At 69.0% G+C, this 12068-nt stretch carries 10 protein-coding genes; 3 read left to right on the top strand and 7 right to left on the bottom strand.

The features are described from left to right. Positions 1–81 precede the first annotated feature (81 nt). Positions 82–1419 carry an S-methyl-5-thioribose kinase gene (gene mtnK, locus FBZ87_RS13695; protein ID WP_145610845.1) on the top strand — a complete coding sequence of 446 codons (1338 nt, stop codon included), beginning with the start codon at positions 82–84 and terminating at the stop codon, positions 1417–1419. Between the two features lie 217 nt (positions 1420–1636). Here the strand turns inward: mtnK and mtnA are convergent, their stop codons facing one another. The 5 genes from mtnA to FBZ87_RS13670 all read right to left on the bottom strand — a co-directional run bounded on the left by mtnA (position 1637) and on the right by FBZ87_RS13670 (position 8093). Then, positions 1637–2761, bottom strand: coding sequence for an S-methyl-5-thioribose-1-phosphate isomerase (gene mtnA, locus FBZ87_RS13690; RefSeq protein ID WP_145610844.1), 1125 nt, complete (start codon positions 2759–2761; stop codon positions 1637–1639). A gap of 177 nt (positions 2762–2938) precedes the next feature. After that, entirely contained in the window at positions 2939–3475 is a 537-nt protein-coding gene (gene infC / locus FBZ87_RS13685) for a translation initiation factor IF-3 (RefSeq protein WP_322957800.1), read from the bottom strand. A gap of 173 nt (positions 3476–3648) precedes the next feature. After that, a complete protein-coding gene (gene thrS, locus FBZ87_RS13680) occupies positions 3649–5637 on the bottom strand; it encodes a threonine--tRNA ligase (RefSeq protein ID WP_145610843.1) in 1989 nt (662 codons plus the stop codon). A gap of 159 nt (positions 5638–5796) precedes the next feature. Further along, on the bottom strand, positions 5797–6795 hold the full coding sequence (locus tag FBZ87_RS13675) for a glycosyltransferase family 9 protein (RefSeq protein WP_145610842.1): 999 nt from the start codon (positions 6793–6795) through the stop codon (positions 5797–5799). Then, on the bottom strand, positions 6792–8093 hold the full coding sequence (locus FBZ87_RS13670) for a glycosyltransferase family 4 protein (protein ID WP_145610841.1): 1302 nt from the start codon (positions 8091–8093) through the stop codon (positions 6792–6794). Before FBZ87_RS13670 ends, FBZ87_RS13675 begins: the two co-directional genes overlap by 4 nt. Before the next feature lie 126 nt (positions 8094–8219). Between FBZ87_RS13670 and FBZ87_RS13665 the strand changes: the two genes are divergently transcribed. Both FBZ87_RS13665 and FBZ87_RS13660 read left to right on the top strand, forming a co-directional pair. Beyond that, on the top strand, positions 8220–8864 hold the full coding sequence (locus FBZ87_RS13665; protein WP_246134393.1) for an alpha/beta hydrolase: 645 nt from the start codon (positions 8220–8222) through the stop codon (positions 8862–8864). Continuing rightward, positions 8858–9925 carry a serine hydrolase domain-containing protein gene (locus tag FBZ87_RS13660; protein ID WP_145610839.1) on the top strand — a complete coding sequence of 356 codons (1068 nt, stop codon included), beginning with the start codon at positions 8858–8860 and terminating at the stop codon, positions 9923–9925. Before FBZ87_RS13665 ends, FBZ87_RS13660 begins: the two co-directional genes overlap by 7 nt. 144 nt (positions 9926–10069) lie before the next feature. On the opposite strand, the gene trmB is transcribed toward FBZ87_RS13660, so the two are convergent. Together trmB and metK are read right to left on the bottom strand one after the other, a co-directional pair. After that, positions 10070–10780 carry a tRNA (guanine(46)-N(7))-methyltransferase TrmB gene (trmB, locus tag FBZ87_RS13655; protein WP_145610838.1) on the bottom strand — a complete coding sequence of 237 codons (711 nt, stop codon included), beginning with the start codon at positions 10778–10780 and terminating at the stop codon, positions 10070–10072. A gap of 91 nt (positions 10781–10871) precedes the next feature. Next, entirely contained in the window at positions 10872–12032 is a 1161-nt protein-coding gene (metK, locus tag FBZ87_RS13650) for a methionine adenosyltransferase (protein ID WP_145610837.1), read from the bottom strand. Positions 12033–12068: the final 36 nt, after the last annotated feature.

The raw sequence follows: 12068 nt of genomic DNA, 5'->3' as shown, positions 1-12068 counted from the left end.
CGGATGCTTCCGTTCGGGCTCACACTACCTCCCAGCGCCGCCCGATGAGGCGGCGGTGAAACGACTGGGAGTGCGCCACTCATGACCCTGGAGACGCCGCCGGGCTATGCCCCGCTGAGCGATGCGACCCTGCCCGATTTCCTGGCCGCCGTGCCGGCCCTGGCCACGCGCCTGGGCGGTTCCCCCGCCGACTGGCGGGTGACCGAGGTGGGCGACGGCAACCTGAACCTGGTCTTCCTGGTGGAAGGGCCGGGCCACGACGGCAAACCCGCCGGCCTGTGCGTCAAGCAGTCCCTGCCCTATCTGCGCCTGGTCGGCGAAGGCTGGCCCCTGGATCTCAACCGCGCCTGGTTCGAGCAGCGCGCCATGGCCCTGCATGCCGCCGGCGCCGCCGGCCGGGCGCCCGCCCTGCTGCACTACGACCCCACGCTGTACGCCATCGTGATGGAGCGGCTGTCCCCCCACATCATCCTGCGGCGTGGCCTGGTGCAGGGTATCCGCTATCCCCGCCTGGCGGAGCATGTCAGCGACTATCTGGCGGGCACGCTCTACGCCACCAGCGACCTGGCCTTGCCGGCCTCCAAGAAGCGGCCTCTGGTGGCGGCCTTCACCGCCAACGACGCCCTCTGCCGCCTGACGGAGGATGTGATCTTCACCCAGCCCTACATGACCCATCCGCACAACCGCTGGACCAGCCCGCAGCTGGACGCGACGGCCAAGGCGGTGCAGGCGGATACGGCATGGAAGCTGGCGGCCAGCCGGCTGAAGCTGAAGTTCATGGCCAGCCCCGAGGCGCTGATCCACGGCGACCTGCACACCGGATCCATCATGGTGACGGAGACGGATACGCGGGTCATTGATCCGGAGTTCGCCTTCTTCGGCCCCATGGGCTTCGACGTCGGCGCCATCATCGGCAACCTGCTGCTGAACTACCTGTCCCAGGATGGGCATGCCACGGAGGAGCACCCCCGCGACGCCTACCAGGACTGGGTGCTGCAAACGGTGGAGGAGTTGTGGACCCTGTTCCGCGCCAAGTTCCTGCACCTGTGGCGCACCAGCGGCGAGGGCGACGCCTACCCCGCCGCGCTGTTCGCCGGCCCCGAGGGCACCGCCTGCCTGGAGACGGAACGCCGCGCCTATCTGGATCGGCTGTTCACCGACGCCCTGGGCTATGCCGGCGCCAAGATCACCCGCCGCATCCTGGGCCTGGCCCACAACATCGACCTGGAGAAGATCGCCGACCCCGACATGCGCGCCCTGTGCGAGACCCGCTGCCTGGCCTTGGCCCGGTCGCTGATGGTGGAAACCGGCCGCTATCCCACCATCAAGTCCGTGACCGAAGCCGCCCGCCACGTGCGCCGGACCGTCACGGCGGTGGGCCCGATCGACAAGCGCGGACTGGGGTTGGACGCGCTGTAATATCATACCAGCGGCACGAGATGGTGACTCGTGCCGCTGTAGGCCCCGACCGGGGCCGCCGGAGCGAGCACCGCAGGGCGTAGCGAGGACAAGCCTAGGCGGATGGATGCCCGCCGCCCGGCGCCTGAGGGAGCATTTGAACGGTCACGTTCAAATGCCGCGCGTATCAGATGTCCCCCGGCGGCGGGCATGCCTGCCGCCGGGGCCGCAAGCGCCCCTACTCATCATTCACCGCCACCTGGGCCATCCGTTCCGGCGGCTGGTGGTCGGGGAAGAGCTGGGCAAGGTCTTGCGGACTGCACACGCCGCGTTCGGTGATGAGGCCGGTGATGAGGCGGGCGGGGGTGACGTCGAAAGCGTAGTTCACCACCGGGCTGCCTTCCGGCACCAGGCGCACGGTTTCCAGGTCGCCATGGCTGGCCAGCCCGGTGATGCACGCCACCTCGTACCCTGAGCGTTCCTCGATGGGGATGCCGGCGACGCCATCCTCCAGCGTCCAGTCTATGGTGCTGGACGGCAGGGCCACGTAAAAGGGCACGTCGTTGTCCTTGGCCGCCAGGGCCTTCAGATAGGTGCCGATCTTGTTGGCCACGTCGCCCTTGGCGGTGGTGCGGTCGGTGCCGACGATGACCAGGTCCACCAGACCATGCTGCATCAGATGCCCGCCGGTGTTGTCGGGAATGACGGCGTGGGGCACCCCGTGCTGCCCCAGTTCCCAGGCGGTGAGGAAGGCGCCCTGGTTGCGCGGCCGCGTCTCATCCACCCAGACGTGCAGGGGGATGCCGGCCTCATGCGCCAGGTAGATGGGGGCGGTGGCGGTACCCCAGTCCACCGTGGCCAGCCAACCGGCGTTGCAGTGGGTCAGGATGCGCACCGGCCGGTCCGGATTGCGCTGGTGGGCGGCGCGGATCAGGTGCAGGCCGTGGCGGCCGATGGCGCGGCAGATCTCCACATCCTCGTCCGCGATGGCGGCGGCCTCGGCATAGGCGCGATCCAGCCTGTCACCCGGCGGGGTCAGCAGCAGCACCTCGCGCATGCGGTCCAGGGCCCAGCGCAGGTTGACGGCCGTGGGCCGCGTGGCCATGAGGAGGGCATGCACCCGTTCCACATCGCCATCCTCCAGACCCACCCTCATCGCCAGCGCCATGCCGTAGGCGGCGGCGGCCCCGATCAAGGGGGCGCCCCGCACCTGCATGGTGGTGATGGCCGTGGCCATGGCCGCCGCGTCGGACAGCGCCACGGTCTCGAACCGGAAGGGCAGCCGCGTCTGGTCGATGATGCCGACGGTGCGTCCGTCCGGCTCCACCCAGATGGTCCGCATCACCTCGCCCGCCACCTTCATGAGGCTCCCCCTCTCTCATCCCGTTTCGCCCCTTATACCAGTCGCATGGGGCTTTGGCCCGTGCCGTAGGCTGGGCGCCTGAGGACATGCAAAAACAACAAAGCCCCCGGAACCGGTGGTTCCGAGGGCCTATGGTGTCCGTTGCGGTCGCCGCAATCAGAAGATCGATCTTAGCGCTCAGCGGGGCGCCAGGATCATGATCATCTGCTTGCCTTCCAGCTTCGGCATCTGCTCGACCTTGGCCAGGTCTTCCAGGAAGTCCTTCACGCGGACCAGCACGTTCATGCCCAGATCCTGGTGGGCCATCTCACGACCACGGAAGCGCATGGTGACCTTCACCTTGTCGCCTTCCTCCAGGAAGCGGCGCGCGCTGCGCATCTTCACGTCGTAGTCGTTGTCGTCGATGTTGGGACGCAGCTTGATCTCTTTGACTTCGATGATCTTCTGCTTCTTGCGCGCTTCCGCGGCCTTCTTCTGCGCCTCGTACTTGAACTTGCCGTAGTCGAGGATCTTGCAGACGGGGGGCTCGGCGTTGGGCGAGACCTCGACCAAGTCGAGGCCGGCCTCTTCGGCGGCGATCAGTGCATCGCGCAGACTAACGACGCCAACCATCTCGCCAGCGGCGTCGATGAGGCGGACGGAACGAGCGTTGATCTCCCGGTTAACGCGCGGCCCCTCACGGGTGGGGGCCGACTCTTGGCTGGGCCTGGCTATGGAACCTTCTCCCTGGTTTCGGTGGCCGCGAGGTGGGTGGGTGCCCCGGGACGGGGCGGGCGGCATCACCGGATAAAAAGACGTGGATGTGTACTTGTAAGAAAAGCCAGCGCCGCGCAACTGCGGATTTCTCTCCACAGCCCCGTTGGGCGCTGGTCAGACCATAATTATCCTCAGAACGCGGCCTCCGTCACTCCCTCCGAAGGGACAGGGGCCTGTGCCTCAAGCTTAAGCGCCGCCACCGCGTCGTCAAGCGACAGCAGCTCCTGGTCCTTGCCGCCCAGGCGGCGCAGGGCCACGGTGCGGTTCTCCGCCTCGCGGCCGCCGACCACCACCAGGACCGGCACCTTGGCCAGCGAATGCTCGCGAACCTTGAAGTTGATCTTCTCGTTGCGGGTGTCGACCTCCACCCGCAGGCCAGCCTTGGCCATCACCTTGGCCACGTCCTCGGCGTAGGCGTCAGCCTCGGACGTGATGGTGCAGACCGTGGCCTGGACGGGCGACAACCACAGCGGGAACTTGCCGGCGTAATGCTCGATCATCATGCCGATGAAGCGTTCGAACGAACCCAGGATGGCCCGGTGCAGCATCACCGGCCGGTGGCGCGCGCCGTCGGCGCCGATGTAGCTGGCGTCCAGGCGTTCCGGCAGCACGAAGTCCAGCTGCAGGGTGCCGCACTGCCAGGTGCGGCCGATGGCGTCGGTCAGGTGGAATTCCACCTTGGGGCCGTAGAAGGCGCCCTCGCCGGGCAGTTCCTCGAACTCCAGGCCGTTGGCGGTCAGGGCGTCGCGCAGCCCCTGCTCGGCCTTGTCCCACACCTCGTCGCTGCCGGCGCGCACGTCGGGGCGCAGCGCCAGCTTCACGGCGATCTTGTCGAAGCCCAGATCCTTGTACACGCCCAGCTGCAGCTTGAAGTAGTCCGCCGCCTCCGACGGCACCTGGTCCTCGGTGCAGAAGATGTGGGCATCATCCTGGGTGAAGGCGCGGACGCGCAGGATGCCGTGCAGCGCGCCCGAGGGCTCGTTGCGGTGGCAGGCGCCGAACTCCGCCAGGCGCATGGGCAGGTCGCGGTAGCTCTTCAGGCCCTGGCGGAAGATCTGGACGTGGGCCGGGCAGTTCATGGGCTTGAGGCCCAGGAACTTCTCACGTCCCTGGTCGTCCACCGACTCCCGGATCTTGAACATGTTGTCGCCATACATGTCCCAGTGGCCGGACGCCTTGAACAGGCTGCTGTCGTAGAGCTGCGGCGTGCGCACCTCCAGGTATCCCGCTTCCTTCAGCTTGGCGCGGATGTAGCGTTCCAGCGCCTGCCACAGGGTCCAGCCCTTGGGGTGCCAGAAGACGCTGCCCGCCGCCTCTTCCTGCAGATGGAACAGGTCCATCTCGCGGCCCAGCTTGCGATGGTCGCGCTTCTCCGCTTCCTCGATCTGGTGCAGGTGCTCCGCCAGCTCCTTCTCCGTGCGCCAGGCGGTGCCGTAGATGCGCTGGAGCATGGGGTTGCGACTGTCGCCGCGCCAGTAGGCGCCCGCCACCTTCATCAGCTTGAAGGCGTGGCCGATCTTGGAGGTGGACGGCAGATGCGGGCCGCGGCAGAGGTCGTACCAGCCACCCTGGCGGTAGATGGTGATCTTCTCACCCGCCGGGATGTCGCCGATGATCTCGGCCTTGTAATGCTCGCCGATGGATTTGAAGTGGGCGATGGCCTCGTCCCGGTCCCAAACCTCACGCGTGAAGGGGTTGTCCGCATCCACGATCTCGTGCATGCGCTTCTCGATCTTCACCAGATCGTCGGGCGTGAACGGCTCATCCCGGGCGAAGTCGTAATAGAAGCCCGTGGCGATGGCCGGGCCGATGGTGACCTGCGTGCCGGGGTACAGCTGCTGCACCGCCTCCGCCAGGATGTGGGCGCAGTCGTGGCGGATCAGCTCCAGCGCGTACGGCGCGTCGCGCGTCAGGATGGCGACCTTGGCGTCATGCTCGATGGCGCGCGACAGGTCGCGCTCCTCCCCGTCCACCGTAACGGCCAGCGCCGCCTTGGCCAGGCTCTTGGAGATCGACTGCGCGATCTCCAAGCCCGTGACGCCCGCCGCGTAAGTTCGCACGTTGCCGTCGGGCAACGTGATCGCGATCTGGGGCTGGTCAAGGTTTTCAGCGGTCGTCATGGCGTTCAGGGTTTGTCCAAATTGAAGAAAGGCGACTTTGGGTAGCGGGGGCGGAACTGTCAAGCGTTGGGCCCGGTGGTAAGCCGGCTGGCGGGGCATAAGCGCCGCATGGCTGTGTCCCCCCGGGCACAGGCGCGCGCAACAAGTGGAACAATCGGCCTAAACCGGGGTGTTTGCCCCGTCCCTCTCCCCATCCGGCTCCCCCTCTGGGGCCACATCGGGCTTGGGCCGCAGGCGCAGCGCGGTCTCAACCGCGTCCACCCCCAGGTCGGCCAGGTCCAGCACCTTGATCCAGGCGGCGTCCGGCCCCCAGGGGGCGGAGCGGCCGGGATCGGTATGGTGCGACATGATCATCAGCGTCGGGCAGCCCAGGGCCGCCGTCAGGAAGATGGGGCCCGTATCGTTGCCCACCGCCCCCTCGGCCCGCCGCGCCAGGCTGGCCAGCTGGCCCAGGCTGGTGCGGCCCACCAGATCGACGGCCCAGGGGCAGTCGCGCACGATGGCCCGTGCCGCGTCGCGGTCGGCCTCGGTGCCCACCACCACCGGGGTCAGGCCCCGGTCGGCCAGGCGCCGGCCCAGCATGGCATAGCGCTCGGCAGGCCAGCGCTTGTGCGGCAGGTGCGGTGAGCAACCCGGCACCAGCAGGACGAAAGGCCCCTCCGGCGCCAGCCCCTCCACATCACCAGCCAGCCAGCCCAGGTCGGCGGGGCCGGTGTCGGGGATGCCGGCGGCCTCCAGCTGGACGCGGTAGCGGTCGTGGTTGTGCAGGCCCTTGAGGTCGGGCAGCGGAAAGGCGGCCCCGGGGGCGGCGCCCGACCACAGCGGCCGGCGCCCCGGCCCCATCAGCCAGTAGTAGCGGGCGGTGCGCGGCTTGTTCTGCAGGTCATAGATGGTGTCGAAGCGGCCGGCGCGCAACTGGCGGCGCAAGCGCCAATAGGCCAGCGGGCTACGGCCGCGCGGATCGGCCCAGACGTCGTCGAACCAGGGCATGGCCCGGCCGAAGCCGACGAAGGCCGGCCCGGTCAGCAGGGTGACATGGGCCTGGGGGTGACGGCGGCGGATGGCCTGAAAGGCATCGAAGCATTGCACCAGGTCACCCAGCGCGCCCAGGCGGATGACCAGGACGCGCTGGGCGTCTGGGGCCGCCGCGACGGTCACGAACCCGCCTTGCGATAGGCCGCCATGCCGACGGTGGCGCGCAGGTGCAGGAGCTCGGCATAAACGGCCAGCGTGGCGTCGCACATGCGTTCGCGGGTGTAGTTCTGCAGCACGAAGCGGCGGGCGTCGGCCGCCAGCGCCCGGCGCTGCAGGCTGTCCAGGGCCAGGGCCTCGGCGATGGCGGCGGCCATGGTGGCGGGGTCGCCCGGCGGGACCACCAGCCCGGTTTCGCCATCGATCACCGTTTCCGCCACGGCGCCGTGGTTGGTGACGATGACCGGCTTGCCCATGGCCTGGGCTTCCACGATCACGCGGCCGAAAGCCTCCGGCCTGGATGAGGCGCTGACCACCACGTCGGACAGCAGATAGGCCGCGGCCATGTCGTTGCAGTGGTCGGCGATGGTGACTTGGCCTTCCAGGCCCAGTTCGCGGATGCGCGCCACCAGTTCCGCCCGGTACTCGGTGCGGCCCTGGTCGGACCCCACCAGCACGGCGCGCACGTCGTCGCGCTTAAGCCGGGCGATGGCCTCGATCAGGTCCAGCTGACCCTTCCAGCGCGTCAGGCGCCCGGGCAGCAGGACGATGCGCTGGTCCTCGGGCAGGCGCCAGTCGCGCGCCAGCTTGATCAGCCGCTCCTGGCTGACCCGCTCGGGGTCCAGGTTCACGGTGTCGACGCCGCGCGGGATGGTGCGCAGCCGCTCCGGCCCCACGCCATACTGGCTGGCCACATGCTCCGCCACGAAACGGGAGACGGCGATGACCCGGTCGCCCCTGCCCATGACCGCGTTGTAGCGGCGCTTCATCTCACCCTTGAAGTTGTAGGGCGCGTGGAAGGTGGTGACGAAGGGAATGCCGGTGCGCCGTGCGGCGATCCACGCGCTCCACGCCGGGGCGCGGGACCGGGCGTGGATGATGTCCACCCCGCGCTCGCGGATCAGGGCTTCCAGCCGGCTGGCGTTGCGCCAGATGGTGAAGGGGTTCTTGGAGGCCAGCGGCAGGGTGATGTGTTCCGCCTTGTACCGTTCCAGCTCCCGCGCCATGGGGCCGCCGCCGGACGCCACCAGGGCGGTGCCGCCGGCGCGCATCAGGGCCGCCGCCATGTCGACGCAGCCCCGCTCCGCCCCGCCCGTGACCAGGTTGGGGATGACCTGCAGTACCACGGGCCGACCGCCGCCGAACCAGCCGGCGACGGTGGTTCCATCGGCGGCCCCATCGGAACTGGCCCCATCGGGGGCCGGCGCGGGATTGCCGGTATCGGTCGAGGCCGTTACGGTGCCGGGGGTGTGAATCAGGGTCATCTGGGGAAGGCAAGCATGGCGGGGACGTCGATACATAGCGTACAGCGGGGGCCCGCCACCATAGCCTATCGACGGAGCCCCGGCCGCAGCCCCGGAATTGTCTTTCTGGGCGGGCTCAAGTCCGACATGACGGGCAGCAAGGCCACCGCGCTGGAAGCCTACGCCCAGGAGCGCGGTCACGCCTTCGTCCGGTTCGACTACCAGGGTCACGGCGTCTCAAGCGGCGATTTCCGCGACGGCACCATCGGCACCTGGGCGGAGGATGCCGTCGCGGTGCTGGACGCGGTGACGGAGGGTCCGCAGATCCTGGTGGGGTCCAGCATGGGCGGCTGGATCATGCTGCTGGCGGCCCTGGCCCGGCCGGACCGGTTGCGCGCGCTGGTGGGTATCGCCCCGGCGCCGGACTTCACCGAACGGCTGATGTGGGCGCGGATGGACGCCGAGGCCCGCGCCACGCTGGAGCGTGACGGCGAATGGCGCCAGCCCTCACTCTATGACGACGCGGGATATCCCATCACCAAAGCCCTGATCGAGGATGGCCGGCGGCACCTGCTGCTGGACCAGCCCCTGGCGCTGCCGCCCGTGCCCGTGCGCCTGATCCACGGCCAGCGCGACCCCGACGTGCCCTGGCAGACCAGCCTGGATTTGGCGGCAGCCATCACCCATGACGATGTGCGCATCACCCTGGTGAAGGACGGCGACCACCGCCTGTCCCGGCCGCAGGATCTGGACCTGATCACCCACCAGGTGGGTGAGTTGCTGCCATGCTGAACCGCCGCGCCGTGCTGCGGGCCGGGGCCGGCCTGCCGCTGCTGTCCACGTCCGCTTTCGCCGCCCATCATCCGGACACGGTGGTCGATGCCTTCGTCCGTGATGCCGGATTCCAGGGCGTGGTCATGCTGGGCCGTGCGGGCAAGGCCGATTACGTCCGCACCGTGGGCTATGCCGATATCGAGGCCAAGGTGCCGGCCAAGGCCGACACCCCCTACGCCATTGCCTCCATCAGCAAATGGCTGACCGCGGTGACCGTGCTGAAGCTGATGGAGCGCGGCCTGCTGGACCTGGACGCGCCGCTGACCCGAGCCCTGCCCGATTATCGCGCCGACACCGGCGCCAGGCTGACGTTGCGGCGCCTGCTGTGCAACGCCAGCGGCCTGCCCAACCTGTTCATCGCCGAGGCCAAGGCCGACCCCACCCTGCTGCAGACCGACCTGACCACCGCCCAGGCCCTGACCCGCTTCAGCCAGGGCGACCTGGCGTTCGAACCGGGCGCCCGGTTCGACTACCACCCGGTGAACTGGATCGTGGTGATCGCGGCGGTGGAGCGGGTGACCGGCATGCCCTTCCAGGCGGCGGTACGCTCCATCACCTTGGACCCGCTGGGCCTGAAGGCGACGGGGGCCACCGACGCGATGCTGGCGGCGGCGGCGCCCTCGTACCGCGCCACCAACCCGCCCGACCGCTGGCGCAATGATCGCCGGCCCTATCTGGCCGCCTCCGGCGGCTATGCCAGCACGGCCCCCGACCTGATGCGCGCCGCCCACCTGGTGTTCGACACGGATTTCCTCACGGGGGAGTCCCGCCGCCAGTTGACGCATGTGGAGGTGCCCGCCGAGGACTACGCCCTGGGCGGCCGGGTGCGCCGCCTGACCATCGAGGGTCGGACTGTGCCGGCGGGTTGGGAAACGGGCCGCACGGCGGGCTATCGCCTGGTGCTGGGCCATCGGCTGGACGGCCGGCGCACCGTGGTACTGATGAACAACACCGCCCTGTCGCAGAAAACCATGGACCAGTTCGCCGACGCACTGCTGGGCGCGACCCCTCGCGCCTGACTCGATCAACGCGCCAAAGACGGCATGAGGCACCACCTCATGCCGCAGGCCCCGACGGGGCCGCCGGAAGTTTCCGGCGAGCGCAAGCGGACTGGAAACTGAGGACAGCCGAGTGGCCGGATGGCCACGCCGGCGCTTGAGGAACTAACGATCCCGCCTGCGGAAGCGCAGGTACACCGGCACCCGTCCCGCCTCCAGCGCCTTCTGCTCGTAGCGGGTCTGGACCCAGTCGGCCGGCGGCACGCGCCAGTCCGACGCCCTGTCGGCCAGCCATTCGAAATCGGGATGGCGCCAGGTATGCTCCAGCATCCAGCGGCACAGCTGTTGGTCGTCGGTGGCCAGGCGCAGTTCGGCGCCGTCGCGCAGCACGCGGGCCAGGCGGGATAGGTTGGCGGGGCCGATGAAACGGCGTTCGGCGTGGCGCAGCTTGGGCCAGGGATCGGCGAACAGCACGAAGACGCGGCCCACGCTGGCCTCGGGCAGGGCGTCCAGGATGGGCCGGGCGTCATCCGGGCAGACGCGGATATTGCCGGACAGGTTCTGCGCCTCGACATGCTGCAGCAGGTTGGCGACGCCGTTGATGAAGGGCTCGCACCCGATGAAGCCGATCTCGGGGTTGGCGGCCGCCTGTTGGGCCAGATGCTCCCCCCCGCCGAAGCCGACCTCGAACCACAGGTCGCGCTTGGGAGTGGGGAACAGGGTCGCGGGATCGATGATCCCCCCCGCCGCCGGCGGATCCAGCTGCAGGCGCGGCAACAGCCCCTCGATCAGGCTGGTGCGGTGCTGGCGCAGCGGCCGGCCGCGACGACGCCCGTAAAGCAGGGCGCGGTGCTGGGCGGGAGTATCGTCCGTCATGGTGCGATCAGAAACAGCTAGGGCAGAAAAGCCAAGGGCCCTGGCCAATCCGTCGATCGGCCAGGGCCCCGGGCGTCAGGACGGTGGAACCTTAGAACGCGCGCTTCAGCTCGTCCACCAGGTCCAGCTTTTCCCACGAGAAGCCGCCGTCGGCGTCCGGCGTGCGGCCGAAGTGGCCGTAGGCCGCCGTGCGGGCATAGATGGGGCGGTTCAGCTTCAGGTGCTCACGGATGCCGCGGGGGCTGAGGTTCATCAGCTGGCGCAGCACGTCGGACAGCTTCTCCTCATCCACCCGGCCGGTGCCGGCGGTGTCGATGTACACCGACAGCGGGTGCGACACGCCGATGGCGTAGCTGAGCTGGATGGTGCAGCGGTCGGCCAGGCCGGCGCCCACCACGTTCTTGGCCAGGTAGCGCGCGGCGTAGGCGGCCGAGCGGTCCACCTTCGTCGGGTCCTTGCCGGAGAAGGCACCGCCGCCGTGCGGGGCGGCACCGCCGTAGGTGTCGACGATGATCTTGCGGCCGGTCAGGCCGGCGTCGCCGTCCGGGCCGCCGATGACGAAGCGGCCGGTCGGGTTCACGTAAAAGTGTGCCTCATCGCACATCCAGCCTTCCGGCAGGACCTTCAGCACATGCGGGCGCACGATCTCGCGCACGGCTTCCTGGTCCAGGCCATCGGCATGCTGGGTGGACACGACGACCGACGTCGCACGGACGGGCTTGCCGTCCACGTACTGCAGGCTGACCTGGCTCTTGGCGTCGGGGCCCAACGCCGATACGCCGCCGTGGCGCGCATCGGCCAGCGACTTCAGGATGCGGTGGGCGTAATGGATGGGTGCCGGCATCAGATCGTCGGTTTCGCGGCAGGCGTAGCCGAACATGATGCCCTGGTCGCCCGCACCCTCGTCCTTGTTGCCGGCAGCGTCGACGCCGACCGCGATGTCGGCGGACTGGGCGTGCAGGTAGCACTGCACTTCGGCCGTCTGCCAGTGGAAGCCTTCCTGCTCGTAGCCGATGGCCTTCACCGTGTCGCGGGCGACGCCCTCGATCTCCTTCAGCAGGCCTTCGGGCCCGCGCACCTCACCGGCGATGACGATGCGGTTGGTCGTGGCCAGCGTCTCGCACGCCACGCGGGCGTAGGGGTCCTGGGCCAGAAAGAGATCGACCACGCCATCGGAGATTTGATCGCAGACCTTATCCGGGTGACCTTCGGAAACGGACTCGCTGGTGAAGATGTAATTGGACTGGGCCACGGGACGCCTCGGCTAAATTAACGACGGCTATTTACG

Origin of the sequence: Nitrospirillum amazonense, from assembly GCF_007828035.1 — a bacterium.
In the GTDB taxonomy this organism is placed as follows: Bacteria; Pseudomonadota; Alphaproteobacteria; order Azospirillales; family Azospirillaceae; genus Nitrospirillum; species Nitrospirillum amazonense.
The sequence above is the reverse complement of the archived record's forward strand: the minus strand, read 5'-3'. Positions and strand labels throughout refer to the sequence as shown.

Coding starts and splice junctions, on each gene's coding strand:
- mtnK (WP_145610845.1), top strand. CDS start 82: ATGACCCTGGAGACGCCGCCGGGCTATGCCCCGCTGAGCGATGCGACC.
- mtnA (WP_145610844.1), bottom strand. CDS start 2,761: ATGAAGGTGGCGGGCGAGGTGATGCGGACCATCTGGGTGGAGCCGGAC.
- thrS (WP_145610843.1), bottom strand. CDS start 5,637: ATGACGACCGCTGAAAACCTTGACCAGCCCCAGATCGCGATCACGTTG.
- FBZ87_RS13670 (WP_145610841.1), bottom strand. CDS start 8,093: ATGACCCTGATTCACACCCCCGGCACCGTAACGGCCTCGACCGATACC.
- FBZ87_RS13665 (WP_246134393.1), top strand. CDS start 8,220: ATGACGGGCAGCAAGGCCACCGCGCTGGAAGCCTACGCCCAGGAGCGC.
- FBZ87_RS13660 (WP_145610839.1), top strand. CDS start 8,858: ATGCTGAACCGCCGCGCCGTGCTGCGGGCCGGGGCCGGCCTGCCGCTG.
- trmB (WP_145610838.1), bottom strand. CDS start 10,780: ATGACGGACGATACTCCCGCCCAGCACCGCGCCCTGCTTTACGGGCGT.